Origin of the sequence: Fictibacillus enclensis, from assembly GCF_030123385.1 — a bacterium.
Lineage (GTDB): Bacteria > Bacillota > Bacilli > Bacillales > Fictibacillaceae > Fictibacillus_C > Fictibacillus_C enclensis.
Genome location: NZ_CP126109.1, coordinates 1,858,778 through 1,874,428 on the forward strand (window position 1 = coordinate 1,858,778; position 15,651 = coordinate 1,874,428).

Genomic DNA, 15,651 nt, shown 5'->3' on the forward strand with positions numbered 1-15,651 from the left:
ACGTGAAGTTTGCCATTATTTCAAAAGGCGACCAAAAATCGAATACACTGAAGCAAAAGATCAAAACCTATCTTCAGGAATTTGAATTGCAATACAATGAAACAGAACCGGATATTGTCATAACGGTAGGAGGGGACGGAACCCTCCTCCATGCCTTTCATCATTATGTACACCGGATTAATGATACAGCATTCGTGGGTATCCATACTGGTCACTTGGGTTTTTTCGCGGACTGGGTGCCGGATGAAGTTGAAAAACTGGTGATTCATATTGCAAAAACACCTTATCAAATCGTGGAGTATCCGCTATTGGAGGTAACTGTCCGATATTTGGACGATGTGGACGAAAAAAGCTATCTTGCATTAAATGAATGTACTGTGAAAAGCGGCGAAGGCTCACTGGTGATGGATGTAGAGATTAAAGGTGATCTGTTTGAAACGTTCAGGGGAGATGGCCTTTGCATTTCCACTCCATCTGGCAGTACCGCCTACAATAAGGCTCTTGGCGGGGCGATCATTCATCCTTCGCTGCCATCCATCCAGCTTTCAGAGATGGCGTCCATCAACAACCGTGTGTTCCGTACCATCGGTTCACCCCTTGTGCTTCCACAGCACCACACCTGCATGCTTAAACCGGTGAATGATGTTGATTTTCATATTACAATTGATCACCTGTTTTTGCTGCAAAAGAAAGTTAAATCCATACAATGCCGCGTTGCAGAGGAAAAAATCCGTTTTGCCCGGTTTCGCCCATTCCCATTTTGGAAACGGGTTAAAGAAGCATTTGTTACGGACTAACAGGAGAACGTATGACAACATTTGTAATCAAGTGGATGGTAAAGGAACACGAAGCCGGCTTGCTTCGTGAGTTTTTACGGGTCCATAAAAAAATTTCCAAGAGTGCGTTAGCTGACATCAAATTTGCCGGCGGTGAACTCCTTGTGAATGGGGAGCCGTCGACGGTAAGAAAATCAGTTGTAACAGGTGACGAAATTTCGGTCCGTTTTCCTCCGGAAGAAATCAGTTCCTCGATGACTCCATTGCTGATCCCGCTTGATATCCTTTTTGAAGATGACCACCTTTTGATCGTGAACAAGCCACCAGGCCTGCCAACGATCCCGTCTCGTTATCAATCGTATGGATCACTTGCACAGGCCGTTCTTTACTATTATGAAGAAAAAGAAATTCAAAGCACGTTTCATGCCATCAACCGTCTCGATAAAGATACTTCGGGGCTGGTGATGATTGCGAAGCACCGCTTTGCTCATTCGTTATTCTCAATACAGCAAAGAAACAAAGAAATCAAACGGACCTATCTTGCCGGTGTAAGCGGAACGTTCAACGAAAAAAAAGGCACCATATCCGCTAATATCGCAAGAAATCCGGAAAGCCTTGTTGAACGGATTATCAGTGAGCACGGACAAGTGGCAGTTACCCACTTTGAGCTATTGAAGGAATTGGGGCAGAATAGTCTGGTTGCTCTTCAACTCGAAACCGGAAGGACCCATCAAATCCGTGTGCATATGTCACATATCGGTCATCCATTACTTGGAGATGACTTATACGGAGGCCCAATAGATGTAATCGGCAGGCAAGCGCTTCACAGCTGGAAGGTATCTTTTTATCATCCGTTTGAGGAAAAAGAAATGGCGTTAATCGCTCCGTTGCCCGAAGATTTAAATCGTTTATTTGGTCATATTGAAGCTGAGGATTGATGAAAAAACGAATATAATTAGTGAAAAAAACAGCCAGAAGGCTGTTTTTTTTCTGTCTTTTTACGAAAAAGGGATTCTGGAAGGACACATGCTCCTAATTTACGGTTAAGATAAGGCTTACGATGAAAATACGAGCCGAAATCGAAAACTTACTGGCTGGAATGGAAGATTTGCTGGCGGGATTTCGATACTTACCGGCCAAAACAAAGAGCTTACTGTTTCTGTCCCTTACCTTGAGAAACTGCGGAACTTTTCCTCGGCATAAGGCATGGAAGAAGAGACTGAGATGAGTTCCTTTTCTGGATATCTCAATGCGGTAAGGCGGTTGCCGAATACGCAGCCGGTATCAATATTGATGGTGTTATTTAGCTCCCTCGGTTCCTGAACGGGAGTATGTCCATAGACAATATACGCTTTTCCGGAATATTTTGCGGCCCAGTCACGGCGCTCCGGTGTGCCGTCCGGGTTGTGTTTTCCGGTTATATCGCCGTAAAGGACAAAGGTTTTTACCTGTTTTCCTTGTTTGCCGATCAGGTCCTCTCGAATCCCGGCATGAGAAACCACAAGTTTGCCGCCATCAAGAACGAGGTAGAGCGGAGCTTTTTCATACAGTGAGATAAAATGCTCTTTGACCTTTTTGTAAAGAGGACGGCGGAGATTCTGTATCTCAGCTACCGTCGTTTCCAGTCCGTAATTAATCGTCACGTTGCGGCCAATCAAGTAACGATAAAGCTTGTTGCAGTGATTACCAGGCACATATAACGCTTTATTCACCGACACCAGTTCATATACGTGTTCCATCATTTTCACCGATTCTGGGCCGCGGTCTGTCAAATCCCCAAGGAAGACAAGCTGACGGCCAGAATGAACCGGCACACCTTCGTTCCATTCATATCCAAGCTTTTCCGTCAGCTGCCTGTATTCATCCCAGCAGCCGTGGATATCGCCTATAATGTCATACTTCATTTCATTCACCGTCCTTGATGGTTATTACTATAACCCCAAATCATTAAAAAAAACACCTGCAAGGCAGGTGTTTATTCGAACATGTATTTTCTTGTTCTTGACCTTACATTGAGGACGAGACCAAAGGCAATCATCTGGGCGAGAACCGAGCTTCCTCCATAACTAATGAAGGGGAGGGGGATCCCGGTAATCGGCATGACCTGAATGTTCATTCCGATGTTCTGGAATACCTGGAAGGTGATCATGCCGATGACACCCGCACAAAGGTAGCTGCCGAACGCTTCATTGCTTTCCAAGGCTGTATTGATCATTCGGTAGACGAATAAAAAGAACAAGGAGATCAGGACGCTTGTACCGATAAAGCCCCATTCTTCACCGATCATGGAAAAAATAAAGTCGGTATGTGCTTCTGGAAAATAAACGGAACCATTAGTAAAACCTTTACCAAAAAGCTGGCCAGATCCAACAGCCATTAGTGCGTTACGAATTTGATATCCTGTGTCCTTATGACCGTAAGGATCCAGCCAAGCGTAGAATCGCTGAAGCTGGTATTCATCCAAAATATAATCAAGAAAGAACTGAGGAAACGTAAAGTAAAGCCATACCAGCAGGCTGATAAAAAGAATTCCAATCAGGGCGATAATAGATAAAAGCCTCCATCTAATTCCTGAAACGAGCATCAAGCTTAGCGTGATTGCAACAAATACCAATCCTGTGCCCAAATCGGGCTGCATTAAAATGAGCAGCATGGGGGGCATGACAATCATTGCGATTTTTCCTATCAGAAGTAAATCCTCACGTAGGGTACGCACAATATATTTTTCATTGTGTGTAGCGATGCAATTACTGATCGAAATGATCAATGCTACTTTCATCAACTCTGAAGGCTGAAGGGCAAAAGGGCCAAAGCGGAACCATGCCCGTGCACCATTAATGTTCGGAACAATGGATTCGGGAGCGACGATAATACCAATTAAGAGCACGATACCCAGTCCATATAAATACCATGAAAGTTTTCTAAACTGATCAAAATCAAGAATCATGACCCCAACGACGGCGAAACCGCCGATGGCATACCACATGATTTGTTTGATCACAAAGTTCGAATCATATTGAGCAACCTGCTGAGCACTGTAAATACCCAAGCAGCTCACACACATCAACAAAAACAACAAAAATATTAAATTATAATCAAGCTGCTGCAGCGGGGACTGCCTGTTAGTTTCCATTGCATTCATACTCCTTATTTCGATAACATGTTCTATCTTACCGAAATTTTTCAGGTTTGCCTACTAATAAGGAGAGATTTAATTTGACAATTCCTTTACTTCTTCATTATAGTGGACAAAATCAAATGGTGCATACTAAAGTAAGAAGGGTTTTCATAAAATTTATCTTGGGTAATAAGAATTAATGTAAAAAAGGAGGTAGCTATGGGAGGCCATGCTTCAATCACATCACTCGTAATTGTTATTTTAACGGCATTTTTCATACCAATCATTCTCAGCAAACTGAGGATCAAGTTTTTACCGGTTGTGGTAGCGGAGATTATTGCCGGGATCATTATCGGAAAAAGCGGATTTGACATCGTTCATGCTGGAACATGGCTCGATATTCTTTCTGTGCTCGGCTTCATCTTTTTAATGTTCTTAAGCGGACTTGAAATTGATTTCTCCGTATTCGCGCCAAGCTCAGAAAAGAATAAGCTGCCAAACGGCAAACGTGAACCGAACCGGCTCAAGATATCTACGATTATATTTGCCTTGATTTTTATCGTCTCATTTGGTTTGTCCTTAATTTTTGTCTGGACAGGGTTTACGGACGATGCGTTTTTCATGACGCTGATCATCTCCACGATATCACTGGGAGTGGTTGTGCCGACACTTAAAGAAGAAGAATTGTCACGCACTGGCATTGGCCAAATCATTCTGCTAATTGCTGTTATTGCCGATTTGGTGACTATGATTCTGCTTGCGGTCTTTGTTTCCCTTCAATCAGGGAACAGCGCTCAGATGTGGCTGCTGCTTATCCTGTTTGGAGCAGGGATTATTCTCTATTTTGTCGGAAAATACATGCGTCATCATACGTTCCTTGAGACGCTGTCCAAAGGTACGGTGCAAATTGACACAAGAGCTGTTTTTACACTCATTATCGTACTCGTTGGGGTATCCGAATCGGTGGGAGCGGAAAATATTTTAGGCGCCTTTTTAGCAGGAGTCTTGGTTTCCCTGCTTTCACCGAACCAGCACATGGTCCATAAACTGGACTCTTTTGGCTATGGGTTTTTGATTCCGATCTTTTTTGTTATGGTCGGTGTGGACCTGGATTTAATTTCGATCCTTAAAGATCCTAAAGCGCTGATTCTCATTCCGTTGCTATTGATTGGTTTATTGATATCAAAATTTATCCCGATCCTGGTGCTCAGAAAATGGTATGACTGGAAGACGGTACTTGCATCCGGTTTCCTTTTGACCTCAACCCTATCATTGGTTATTGCCGCTGCTAAAATCGGTGAACGGATCAAGGTTATTGATACTAGAACATCATCCGCGCTTATCCTGACGGCAGTGATCAGCTGTATTATAACTCCGGTGTTCTTTAAAAAACTGCTTCCACGGAAGAACAATGAAACACCGAAAGAAGTTATTGCTATTATAGGTGCCAACCAATTTACGCTTCCAGTGACCAAAGAGCTGGACAGCAGCCGTTATGAAAAAAAGATCTATCATACCAAGCAGGTAGAGAAAGATCCGAAACAGCTTGAGACCTTTGATATCATAGAGCTGGACAATTATTCAATAGAAACATTAAAAGAATGCGGCGTGTTTGAGTCCGAGATTCTCGTTGTGGCAACAGGGGAAGACGGCGTAAACGAAGCGATCGCCCAGGAAGCGAGAGACCATGGGATCAGGAGGGTAATTACCCGAATAGAGGATTCAGTCAAAAGGGAAGAGCTATCCAATAAAAACATCGAAGTTTATTCCGCTTTCTTCAGTTCGCAGGTCTTATTGAAAATGATGATCGAAAATCCTTCGGTCGCGAGCTTTCTGTCACGCAATGACAACTCGCTTTATGATATACCGGTTAAAAATATGGATTATCATAAAACAGCCCTTCGAAATTTCCCGCATTTCGGTGATGCTATTATTGTGCGCATTTTCCGGGGCAAGGACTCTATCGTGCCACACGGTGACACAGAGATCCTTTTCGGCGATAAATTGATTGTGACTGGAAGCCGGGATCATATCAAGCAATTAAAAAGAGTATTGCGATAAAACTAAACGCAGAAAAAGCTTAGGTATTGACTTAAGCCATTTTTCTGCGTTTTTTCTTTGGAAATCTGTTCATACTATTGAAAAAGGAGTGATATACATGACCATGCCTACCGTTCGCTGTCCCCGTTGCCACAGAGAGGCAGAAATCGACACCGTTCTGACTGCTCAGTCCAATCAAAATGTGATTTTTCATTGTTCCGGATGCGGGTATGAAGCAAGAAACATTGAAACCAGCAAAGGCTAAAACGTAATGAAAGAGGATCGGTATTTCCTTTCTTTTAAAATCTGTTATACTAATATTAGGACTAGGTACTAATAACAAATGCTAAAAAAAGGTCTAAGGAGGAAATACAATATGAACCTTTCACTTGAAAATCGTACATATGTGGTCATGGGTGTGGCCAATAAACGCAGCATCGCCTGGGGAATCGCCCAAGCTCTATCCAATGCAGGTGCCCGCCTGATCTTCACGTATGCGGGAGAACGCCTGGAGAAGAATGTAAGAGATCTTGCCGAAAGCTTGGAACGCAAAGATTCTATCGTGCTGCCATGTGACATTACAAATGATGATGAAATCAAATCGACATTTGAACAGATCAAAAGCGAAGTTGGCGTTATCCATGGATTGGCCCACTGTATTGCGTTTGCCAATACGGATGAACTAAAAGGCGAGTATTTGAACACTACACGTGATGGGTTCCTTCTTGCACACAACATCTCATCTTATTCGTTGACTGCTGTCGCAAAGGAAGCACGAGGACTGATGACAGAAGGAGGAAGCATCGTAACTCTTACGTATCTTGGAGGAGAACGTGTTCTCCAAAATTACAACGTTATGGGTGTGGCCAAAGCGTCCCTTGATGCCAGCGTGAAATACCTTGCCAATGACCTGGGCAAAGATAATATTCGAGTAAATGCCATTTCTGCAGGACCAATCCGTACACTCGCGGCAAAAGGAATCGGCGACTTCAACAGTATTTTGAAACAAATAGAAGAAAAAGCGCCACTCCGCCGCAACACAACACCAGAAGAAGTCGGCGATACCGCACTCTTCCTAATGAGTCATCTTTCAAGAGGCATCACAGGGGAAACGATTCATGTGGACAGTGGGTACAGCATTTTAGGAAACTAATCCTTGTCATATCTTAATTTTTTATTTTTCTAAATGACAGAATAAATAAGCGATAAAATCGGTACAGATGCAGAAATATCCTTCACATTAGTGATAATAATTAATCCGCCAGCCAGTATATTGGCTGGTATTTTTTTACGATGAATCTTGCAAAAGGAGCGATGAGCAAACCACCTATCATAATAGGCAATACAATGGATAGTTCATAATCGGAACCTAATGCAGAATAGAAAACCTATCGTAGCCGATCATCAAATGGCAAATTCACTGAAATTTACAGAGCCGATGGATTTTCCTGGCTCCATTTCCTCCAATAGCAGGTCCGGGGTTATGATCGGTTCCTATCCTCCTCCACCTATAGCATCCAATAAACAGGCAAAGAATCCGACAGGCATAGAAAGCTTTGGTTTTGATTTGTTTTTCTCTGTACTAATAAAAGAAACTGATTTGACTAGTCAAATCAGTTTCTGGTTGTATTAAACTACTACCACTCGGAAGCCTTCGATTTTTCGGCAGTCCAAAATTAATGGATTGTTTCCGTCAGCAAATTCTACACAACAATTTTCTGAGTCATCACAAGCGATAAAAACTAAATTAGCAAATTCCAAGCCACTTAATATTACATCAACTGTTGTACCACTTTTTAGTTTGCGAAGCCGCTGGCATATGCAACTGTCACAATGATTCTTTCCCATATTTACTCCTCCTTAAATAGATTACTCTGTAAGAATTCAAGTTTCTATACTATATTGAAGTGGACAAACTTTTGTATATGTTATCCCCTATTTTTTGTAAAATGGGGCTGTAACACCTAGTTTTTCTGGGAGTATTAACGGTTCGTCCAAACCAAATCCCATTTTCTTCATACATAAATAAAAGAGAGATTTAAAGCTCTCATTATAAAGGAAAAGAGGTAGGGAAATGGCAGCAAGCACACGAATGGCACGTTTTAGACAGTTAAAAGGAGTTCTCCTAACTGAGCTTATTTGTACGTCTGGCGTTTCGTTTTTAAATGTGGTCATTACAGAAGTCGGAAGACAATACATTGTTGTCACGCAGGAAGGTTCCGGTGGTGCTGGTACCTTTGTCGTTAACATTGATAATGTTGTTGCGGCAAATATGTGACCAAAAGACTCCAACACTGTTGGAGTCTTTGTACGGATTAAAGAATGAGGAGGAATTAAAACGCTAAAGGTATTGTTTATTACCAAGAATCATGAACATTATATTGAAAAAAGCAGCTTCTACTTACAAGAAGAACTGGCCAGGAAGTGCCATCTGGCTGTCTGGGAATTTGATGGTAAATTATCAGACATTCTCCCTCAGCTTCCATTTCAGCCTGATTTTATTCTTGTCAATGATCTAAAGCCGGATTATAGTCCGCTCATATGGGGATTAAAAGAATCACCTGTACCGTATGGAATCATCATCCATGATTTGCAATACAAGATCTACCGCAGAAAACAATTTATTGAAAAGGAAAACATTCAAACCCTTTTTTCAGTATACCGTGATACGTTCAAAAAATGGTATCCGGAATACACGGATCGGTTGATCTGGCTCCCGCATCATGTAAATATAAACATTTATAAAGATTATCAACTGCCTAAAGAAATTTCCTGGCTTATGGCAGGATCATTAAATCCTCATCTATATCCTTTTCGCACCCGGATGCATCATTTGTTAAAGAATGAGAAAGCGTTTGTCAGTTATGCCCATCCTGGATACCGTAATATTATGGATGAGAATGGCTGGCTGCTTGGTGAACGTTACGCGAAGGAAATTAACCGTTCAAAGATGCTACTTACCTGTGATTCTGTTTATCGATTTCCAGTTTTGAAGTACTTTGAGGCAGCGGCATGCAAAACGTTAATTCTTGGTCCTTCCTCAAAAGAACTTGAAGCTCTTGGTTTTATTGACCGACAGACGTTCATTTCAGTATCAGAACATGATTTTAAAGAAAAGGCCATGTATTATCTTAACGATAAGGAAGCAAGAGAAAGCATTGCCGAGAAAGCATACAACATGGTAAGAGAAAGGCACTCAACAGAAGTTCGTGTCCACCAATTATTAACACATATTGAGGAAATTGTGAGGCGATCCAATGGTTAAAAAGATTTCAATTATTATCCCTTTTTATAACTGCCCATACGTTGGCCAGGCTATAGAAAGTGCAATGAACCAAACACACCAGTCGGTAGAAGTGATCGTGGTGAATGATGGTTCAACAAAATATACAGAAGAGATATCACCTTATCTAAATCGGATTATTTATATCGAAAAACCAAACGGAGGTACAGCAAGCGCTTTAAACAAAGGGATTCAAAACATGACGGGTGACTATTTCTGCTGGTTGAGCTCGGATGATGTCTTTTATGCCGAAAAAGCAGAAGTTCAATTAAAGAGAATGGATGAGATGAACTCACCCGTAAGCTATACCAATTACTATCCAATAGACGAAAATGGAGAAATATTCGCTCCTCTTCAAGGGGTTTATGTTGAAGGACGTATTCCCTTTCTTCAAAGGATGCAAATTGGAAATATCATTAACGGCTGTTCCGTCATGATTGACCGAAATATTTTTAAAGAAATGGGTATATTTGATGAGAGTCTTCCATTTACACACGATTATGATCTCTGGCTGCGAATCTTGCATAAGTATGAATTCCTTTATATACCAGACCCATTATTAAATTATAGGGTACATCAGGAGATGGGTACTAAAAAGCATGCACATGAGATCAGTGCAGAAATAAGAAAAGTACAGCAGCGGCATGCCGCATCGATGAAACTCTTATTTTCACTGGAAGAAAGATATTCAGGAGCGATTAAAATACGTCCACAGCCGATTAATAGGCGGATCTATTAACACGAAGGAGCGCTTCCATTGAAAAAGAAAAATCTAGTCTTTCATGAAACATTGATCACGAAAAAAGAGCGTCGCAAGTTTCATGGACACCGCTCAGTTATCTTATGGATGACGGGGCTTTCAGGATCAGGGAAATCCACCATTGCCAATGCTCTGGAAAAAAAACTGTATGAAATGAGCGTTAGCACTTACATCTTTGATGGAGATAATGTCCGGCTGGGACTTAACAAGGATCTAGGCTTTAATCCGGCTGACCGCAAAGAAAACATTCGAAGAATCGTTGAAGTGGCTAAACTTTTTATGGACAGCGGTTTAGTTGTTCAACAGCCTTTATTTCACGATTTAAAGTGGATCGTCAAATGGTGAGAGAGCTTGTAAATCCAGGAGAGTTTATCGAAATATATCTGAGATGCTCTTTGGATATTTGCGAACAGCGGAATCCCAAAGGTTTATATAAGAAAGCACGCAACGGAGAGATTCAAGAATTTACAGGCATATCATCCCCTTATGAACAGCCGGAAAATCCAGAAATTGTAGTGGATACCTCCCGTGAAAAACTGGATGAAGCGGTAGAGAAAATCATTGAATATCTGAAAAAAAGAGAGCTGTTCACCCTTGTTGATTAGACGTCATCAATATCAAAAAACTCCTGGCAATTGTAAATTAACTATTTTATGCATTACCCGGGATCGTTCACAGCAAATGGAAAAAAGCAGCTATTATCTAATGGAAGAGTTAAAAAAACATTGTAACCTTGTTATGTGGACAGAAAACGGCCATATTCAAAGGATTTTATCACACCTTTCAATTACCCCTGATTTTATATTGATGAATGACTTTCTCGATCCCCGATTGTGTCCTTCTATACACGGTTTAAACACTGTAGATATCCCTAAAGGCATGATTTACCATGATATTTCATATGAGTTGGACATCCGAAAACGATACGCAATAACAGAAAGAATTGACTGCATTTTTACTCACTACCGTGACGCCTTTCTCAAATGGTATCCTGAGTTATCCGAGCGGATGATTTGGCTTCCTCATCATGCCAACCCGGATGTGTACAAAGACTATCATCTGCCAAAAACGATTGACTGGCTGATGATGGGAGCGTTAGTGCCCCACATCTATCCTCTAAGAGTCATAATGCTAAATACGCTGAAAAACTATCCCGGTTTCGTCCATCATGGCCATCCTGGTTATACCACAGTGCAAAATATAGCTAATGGAACATTAATTGGAGAAGAGTATGCGAAGGAAATCAACCGTTCGAAAATCTTTTTAACTTGTAATTCAGTTTACGAGTATACGTTAATGAAATATTTTGAAGTCATGGCGTGCAAAGCATTGCTACTAGCACCTGAGAGCAAGGAAACCATCGACCTTGGAATGATTAATGGTGTTCATTTTGTAGCTGTCGACCGCTATAATTTTTTGGAAAAAGCTCAATATTATTTAGCTAACGATGTAGAACGTGAACACATTATAAATAACGGTTATCAATTGGTTATGGCCGCCCACACAACTCAAATGCGGGCTCAGGAGCTCATTTCAAACATAGAAAAAATGATTAAAAAAAATATTTAGCAGATTTTTAAACTTCCATGAGACTTGTCTATTCATCTTCATTTGATTTTCATAGAGTATTAGAGCAAATTTACTAAAGAAAGGAGAAGTCTATGAAAATTCTTACTATTCTTGGAACACGGCCAGAAATTATAAGATTAAGCCTTATTATTAAAAAACTTGATCTTTTGGCAGGCAAGCATATCTTTGTTCATACAGGACAGAACTTTACGTATTCATTAAGTGATGTTTTTTTCAAGGAGCTTGGCATAAGGAATCCAGATTATGTGATCAGTGAAAAAAAACAAACGGTCGGCGAGCAGCTCTCTGTAATGTTTAGGGAGATTGAAAAAGTATTAATAAAAGAAAAGCCTGATAAGGTTTTGGTGCTGGGTGATACCAACAGTGCGCTAGGAGCAGTGATCGCTGAAAGACTGGATATCCCGGTTTATCACATGGAGGCAGGCAACCGATGCTTCGATTGGAAGGTGCCTGAAGAAAAGAACAGGAAGATCATTGACGCAGTTTCCAGTTTTAATCTACCTTATACTCCAAAGAGCAGGGAGAACTTGATGAGGGAAGGCGTTCCTGTTCAGCGTATTTTTGTTTCCGGTAACCCAATTTATGAGGTTCTTTCTTTTTACAAAGAGTCCATTGATAACAGCAACATTCTGAACACATGTTCTCTGGAAAAAAATAATTATTTTTTAGCCACGATTCACAGAGCGGAAAATGTGGATGATCCTTATCATTTAAAAGAAATATTCGAAGGGCTAAACCGGGTCGCGGATACATTTGGCAAGAGAATGATCGTCAGTATTCATCCACGAACCAAGTCCAAACTTGAAAATAGAACAGACATTCGGATGAGTTCAAAGCTAGAGTTTTATGAACCATTTGGCTTTTTTGACTTTGTCAACCTGGAGAAGAACGCCTTCTGTGTGCTGACAGACAGCGGAACCGTTCAAGAGGAATGTTGTATTTTTCATGTTCCAACCGTAACCGTCCGGAAAACAACTGAAAGGCCGGAAACAGTAGAATGCGGAAGTAATATAGTGTCAGGGATTCAATCCGAACCCATTTTAAGTGCAGTAAAAGTAATGGCCGGACAGCCTACAACCTGGGTAATTCCTGAAGGCTATGATGATCCGCTCGTATCAGATAAAGTTGTGAAATACCTATTAGGAGGAAAGTAAAATTGTTTAACAAGAGGATCTTAATTACTGGAGGTACAGGTTCATGGGGTTATGAACTCGTAAAACAATTGTTGCAGAAGCAGCCAAGAGAAATAAGGATATTATCGAGAAATGAAGCCAGCCAAGTTGCCATGCAACGGCAATTTGACCATGATCCAAGGCTTGTGTTCATGATTGGTGACATCAGGGACCGTCAGGCCATTGACAAAGCAAGCGCAAATGTAGATTACGTATATCATCTTGCAGCATTAAAACATGTTCCCATATGTGAACACCAGCCATATGAAGCGTTAAAGACCAATGTATATGGAACCCAGAATGTGATCGAGGCCGCAATTGCCAATAAAGTAAAAAAAGTAATCTATATCTCCACTGATAAATCTGCAAATCCTGCCAACTTTTATGGAATGACGAAGGCAATCGGAGAAAAGCTCATCATTCACGCTAATCTATTGAGCGAAGATACAAAGTTCGTTTGTGTCAGAGGCGGGAATGTGCTGGGGACGAATGGAAGTGTCATTCATGTGTTCAAGGACCATATTGAAAAAAAGGGTATGATTGGGATAACTGACCGCGGAATGACTCGTTTCTTTTTAACCCTGCAAGATGCCATTAAGCTTCTGTTTAAGGCAACGTATGAAAGCCAGGGTGGGGAAATTTTCGTGATGAAAATGCCTACCTGCAAAATCCTTGATCTTGCTAAAGTACTCATCTCGCATTCAGGAAAAAAAGCCGTGGGAATTCATGAACTCGGGATCCGTCCAGGCGAGAAGATGCATGAAATCCTTCTTTCGGAATATGAAAGCATTACGACTGTTTATTTTGATGAAGAGTATTTTGTTATTTTGCCAACCATCGAAATTAAAGGGTTAAATGAATATTATGCAGACTACAAAAAAGTAGAGTTGGAGAGCTACAGTTCCAGCGAAGATTTGATGTCCCAAGAAGATATTCGTGAAATGCTCAAAAAGGGCGGATTCATTGAATGAAACTCTTAGTCTTGGGAGGCGCAGGGATGGCAGGCCATGTAATTTATCACTACTTCAAACAGATAAAACAATACACGGTGTTCTCTACAACAAGGAGGGGAACTGACGACTCACTTTTTTTCGATGCAAAAATTGAATCGCAGCTCGAACAGATGCTTTTCTCCATTAAGCCTGATATTGTTATTAATTGCATTGGGATATTGAACGATCAAGCTGCAAAGCATCCATTAGAAGCTATACAGGTAAATAGTTTGCTCCCTCACAAAATTGTGTCTATATTAGAAAAAACAGGTGGCAAATTAATTCATATCAGTACAGACTGTGTTTTTTCGGGTGAGAAGGGCGACTACAGTGAAAAAGATATTCCCGATGGCACCTCTATTTATGCGCGAACAAAAATACTTGGTGAGATCAACTCTCCGAATCATCTTACAATACGAACCTCAATTATAGGACCTGAACTCAAAGAAGGTATTGGCCTTTTCCAATGGTTTATGGCTCAAAAAGGAAAAGTAATAGGTTACAAAAAAGTGTATTGGAATGGGGTCACTACCCTTGAACTGGCAAAAGCCGTTGAAATTGCTATTGAACAAAGGATTTCAGGATTATACCATCTGACAGCTCCTTCTAAAATCTCCAAGTATGAACTCCTTCACCTCTTTCAGAATGTCTTTTCTAAATATGATACAGAAATATTGCCTTGCGATGAATTTGAGATTGACCGGACATTAAAATGCACTCGAAAAGATTTTACCTATAACGTGCCTTCATATATTGAGATGCTTGAAGAATTAAAAGGCTGGATCTCATATCGTGCAGACTAAAAAAAAATTGCTGATTACCGGAGCAGGTGGATATACAGGATTGCACGCAAGCCGTTACTTTTCATACAAGGGATGGGATATCTTGTGTGTATCACGTTCCGCGGGGGTGTCATGCGATGTAACTGATGCCGGAAAACTGGAAACACTGGTTTCTGATTACTGCCCTGATTATTGCCTGCATTTGGCAGCCGTTAATTCAGTTCCTGTATCCTGGACTTCTCCTCAAACCTCAATAGCCGTAAATGTGATGGGGACTCTTCATTTATTTGAAGCCATAAGAAAATTTGCCCCTGGTTGCAGAATTGTCGTTACTGGCTCCATTCTCGAAAAAAGCCTTCAATCAGAAGAGCTCCCGCCTCATCCATATAGCCTGAGCAAATCATTTCAGACCCTGTTATCAAGATCATGGACATCTTTTTATGATATGGATATCATCGTGGCTAAGCCATGTAATTTGATTGGACCGGGCTCCTCCACGGGAATTTGTTCCCTGTTAGTAAAGAAAATTATAGACATCGAGCAAAAAAAAGCTGAAAATCAGTTACTCCTTAATAATCCTGACAGCACTCGTGAATTTCTGGATGTTAGAGATGCTGTTTCTGCCTATGAGGTTTTGTTTGAAAAAGGTCAAAAAGGGAGCAGTTATGAAATTGGATCAGGGATCACACGTTCATTAGGCGAGGTTCTAGAAGAGCTCCAAAACCATACTGCCATCAAGTTGAATATAATACCTCATCCCCTTTCAGCTGTAGATCACTTTTTTACACAGGATCTTAAACCCATAAAAGACTTAGGATGGGAACCTGCCCTTTCATTTTCTAAGTCTATATCCGATGTATTTCACTATTATAGAACGGAACATTAAAGAGAAGTTACTACAACCTAACGTAATCGTTAGTTAGAGTGTAATATATGTATTTAAGAATTCTTTCCGCGTGTCCGTCGCGCTTCGGTGAATTCAATAAAACAAAACAAATTGGTTCTCGGTCGCCATCTGTACGTTATACCCTGGTTTCAGCTGGCCGTTCTTCATGTGATCTTCTTTATTCGCATAAAAGTCGCGTCGGTGTCTGTTTTTGAGTAACTGTTCCGATCTCCGAACTGTTCGTTTGTTTTT

16 protein-coding genes and 1 pseudogene are annotated in these 15,651 nt (G+C 40.9%); 14 read left to right on the plus strand and 3 right to left on the minus strand.

Annotation, left to right across the window (positions count from 1 at the left end; translation table 11 throughout):
* Positions 1-2 precede the first annotated feature (2 nt).
* Positions 3-797, plus strand: coding sequence for an NAD kinase (locus QNH15_RS09955; RefSeq protein ID WP_176716375.1), 795 nt, complete (start codon positions 3-5; stop codon positions 795-797).
* Between the two features lie 11 nt (positions 798-808).
* Positions 809-1,714, plus strand: a complete 906-nt coding sequence (locus QNH15_RS09960; protein ID WP_283894410.1) for an RluA family pseudouridine synthase — start codon at positions 809-811, stop codon at positions 1,712-1,714.
* 228 nt (positions 1,715-1,942) lie between these two features.
* On the opposite strand, the gene prpE is transcribed toward QNH15_RS09960, so the two are convergent.
* Both prpE and QNH15_RS09970 read right to left on the minus strand, forming a co-directional pair.
* The gene (gene prpE / locus QNH15_RS09965; protein ID WP_283894411.1) at positions 1,943-2,680 is read right to left on the minus strand and encodes a bis(5'-nucleosyl)-tetraphosphatase PrpE; all 738 of its coding nucleotides are present in this window, start codon (positions 2,678-2,680) and stop codon (positions 1,943-1,945) included.
* A gap of 71 nt (positions 2,681-2,751) precedes the next feature.
* A complete protein-coding gene (locus QNH15_RS09970) occupies positions 2,752-3,909 on the minus strand; it encodes an FtsW/RodA/SpoVE family cell cycle protein (RefSeq protein ID WP_061969037.1) in 1,158 nt (385 codons plus the stop codon).
* A 204-nt stretch (positions 3,910-4,113) separates the two neighbouring features.
* Between QNH15_RS09970 and QNH15_RS09975 the strand changes: the two genes are divergently transcribed.
* The 3 genes from QNH15_RS09975 (at position 4,114) to fabI (ending at position 7,087) form a co-directional block, all read left to right on the plus strand.
* Positions 4,114-5,955 (plus strand): monovalent cation:proton antiporter family protein, encoded by a 1,842-nt coding sequence (locus tag QNH15_RS09975; RefSeq protein WP_283894414.1) that lies wholly within the window; start codon positions 4,114-4,116, stop codon positions 5,953-5,955.
* Positions 5,956-6,052: 97 nt separating this feature from the next.
* Positions 6,053-6,199, plus strand: a complete 147-nt coding sequence (locus tag QNH15_RS09980) for a hypothetical protein (protein WP_090232940.1) — start codon at positions 6,053-6,055, stop codon at positions 6,197-6,199.
* Positions 6,200-6,310: 111 nt separating this feature from the next.
* On the plus strand, positions 6,311-7,087 hold the full coding sequence (fabI, locus tag QNH15_RS09985; RefSeq protein WP_061969041.1) for an enoyl-ACP reductase FabI: 777 nt from the start codon (positions 6,311-6,313) through the stop codon (positions 7,085-7,087).
* Between the two features lie 476 nt (positions 7,088-7,563).
* Here fabI and QNH15_RS09990 read toward each other — a convergent pair whose 3' ends face one another.
* A complete protein-coding gene (locus QNH15_RS09990) occupies positions 7,564-7,782 on the minus strand; it encodes a hypothetical protein (protein ID WP_283894416.1) in 219 nt (72 codons plus the stop codon).
* 226 nt (positions 7,783-8,008) lie between these two features.
* On the opposite strand from QNH15_RS09990, the gene QNH15_RS09995 reads away from it, so the two are divergent.
* From QNH15_RS09995 to QNH15_RS10035, 9 genes and pseudogenes are all read left to right on the plus strand, one after another.
* Positions 8,009-8,212, plus strand: a complete 204-nt coding sequence (locus tag QNH15_RS09995) for a hypothetical protein (protein ID WP_283894417.1) — start codon at positions 8,009-8,011, stop codon at positions 8,210-8,212.
* A 72-nt stretch (positions 8,213-8,284) separates the two neighbouring features.
* Positions 8,285-9,199 carry a glycosyltransferase family protein gene (locus QNH15_RS10000; RefSeq protein WP_283894418.1) on the plus strand — a complete coding sequence of 305 codons (915 nt, stop codon included), beginning with the start codon at positions 8,285-8,287 and terminating at the stop codon, positions 9,197-9,199.
* Positions 9,192-9,956 carry a glycosyltransferase gene (locus QNH15_RS10005; RefSeq protein ID WP_283894419.1) on the plus strand — a complete coding sequence of 255 codons (765 nt, stop codon included), beginning with the start codon at positions 9,192-9,194 and terminating at the stop codon, positions 9,954-9,956. Before QNH15_RS10000 ends, QNH15_RS10005 begins: the two co-directional genes overlap by 8 nt.
* Before the next feature lie 18 nt (positions 9,957-9,974).
* Positions 9,975-10,582 (plus strand): annotated as a pseudogene (gene cysC, locus QNH15_RS10010) (adenylyl-sulfate kinase).
* A gap of 100 nt (positions 10,583-10,682) precedes the next feature.
* Positions 10,683-11,546, plus strand: a complete 864-nt coding sequence (locus QNH15_RS10015) for a glycosyltransferase family protein (protein WP_283894420.1) — start codon at positions 10,683-10,685, stop codon at positions 11,544-11,546.
* A gap of 92 nt (positions 11,547-11,638) precedes the next feature.
* Positions 11,639-12,721, plus strand: a complete 1,083-nt coding sequence (wecB, locus tag QNH15_RS10020; RefSeq protein WP_283894422.1) for a non-hydrolyzing UDP-N-acetylglucosamine 2-epimerase — start codon at positions 11,639-11,641, stop codon at positions 12,719-12,721.
* A gap of 2 nt (positions 12,722-12,723) precedes the next feature.
* Positions 12,724-13,710 (plus strand): polysaccharide biosynthesis protein, encoded by a 987-nt coding sequence (locus QNH15_RS10025; RefSeq protein WP_283894423.1) that lies wholly within the window; start codon positions 12,724-12,726, stop codon positions 13,708-13,710.
* Entirely contained in the window at positions 13,707-14,534 is an 828-nt protein-coding gene (locus QNH15_RS10030; RefSeq protein ID WP_283894425.1) for a dTDP-4-dehydrorhamnose reductase family protein, read from the plus strand. The genes QNH15_RS10025 and QNH15_RS10030 overlap by 4 nt, the downstream gene beginning before the upstream one ends.
* Positions 14,524-15,399, plus strand: a complete 876-nt coding sequence (locus tag QNH15_RS10035; protein ID WP_283894427.1) for an NAD-dependent epimerase/dehydratase family protein — start codon at positions 14,524-14,526, stop codon at positions 15,397-15,399. The genes QNH15_RS10030 and QNH15_RS10035 overlap by 11 nt, the downstream gene beginning before the upstream one ends.
* The last annotated feature ends 252 nt before the right edge of the window (positions 15,400-15,651 follow it).

What these genes read in the sequence shown, in the direction of transcription:
- QNH15_RS09960 (WP_283894410.1), top strand. Translation starts at nt 809, where the DNA reads ATGACAACATTTGTAATCAAGTGGATGGTAAAGGAACACGAAGCCGGC.
- prpE (WP_283894411.1), bottom strand. Translation starts at nt 2,680, where the DNA reads ATGAAGTATGACATTATAGGCGATATCCACGGCTGCTGGGATGAATAC.
- QNH15_RS09970 (WP_061969037.1), bottom strand. Translation starts at nt 3,909, where the DNA reads ATGGAAACTAACAGGCAGTCCCCGCTGCAGCAGCTTGATTATAATTTA.
- QNH15_RS09975 (WP_283894414.1), top strand. Translation starts at nt 4,114, where the DNA reads ATGGGAGGCCATGCTTCAATCACATCACTCGTAATTGTTATTTTAACG.
- QNH15_RS09980 (WP_090232940.1), top strand. Translation starts at nt 6,053, where the DNA reads ATGACCATGCCTACCGTTCGCTGTCCCCGTTGCCACAGAGAGGCAGAA.
- fabI (WP_061969041.1), top strand. Translation starts at nt 6,311, where the DNA reads ATGAACCTTTCACTTGAAAATCGTACATATGTGGTCATGGGTGTGGCC.
- QNH15_RS09990 (WP_283894416.1), bottom strand. Translation starts at nt 7,782, where the DNA reads ATGGGAAAGAATCATTGTGACAGTTGCATATGCCAGCGGCTTCGCAAA.
- QNH15_RS09995 (WP_283894417.1), top strand. Translation starts at nt 8,009, where the DNA reads ATGGCAGCAAGCACACGAATGGCACGTTTTAGACAGTTAAAAGGAGTT.
- QNH15_RS10005 (WP_283894419.1), top strand. Translation starts at nt 9,192, where the DNA reads ATGGTTAAAAAGATTTCAATTATTATCCCTTTTTATAACTGCCCATAC.
- QNH15_RS10015 (WP_283894420.1), top strand. Translation starts at nt 10,683, where the DNA reads ATGGAAGAGTTAAAAAAACATTGTAACCTTGTTATGTGGACAGAAAAC.
- wecB (WP_283894422.1), top strand. Translation starts at nt 11,639, where the DNA reads ATGAAAATTCTTACTATTCTTGGAACACGGCCAGAAATTATAAGATTA.
- QNH15_RS10030 (WP_283894425.1), top strand. Translation starts at nt 13,707, where the DNA reads ATGAAACTCTTAGTCTTGGGAGGCGCAGGGATGGCAGGCCATGTAATT.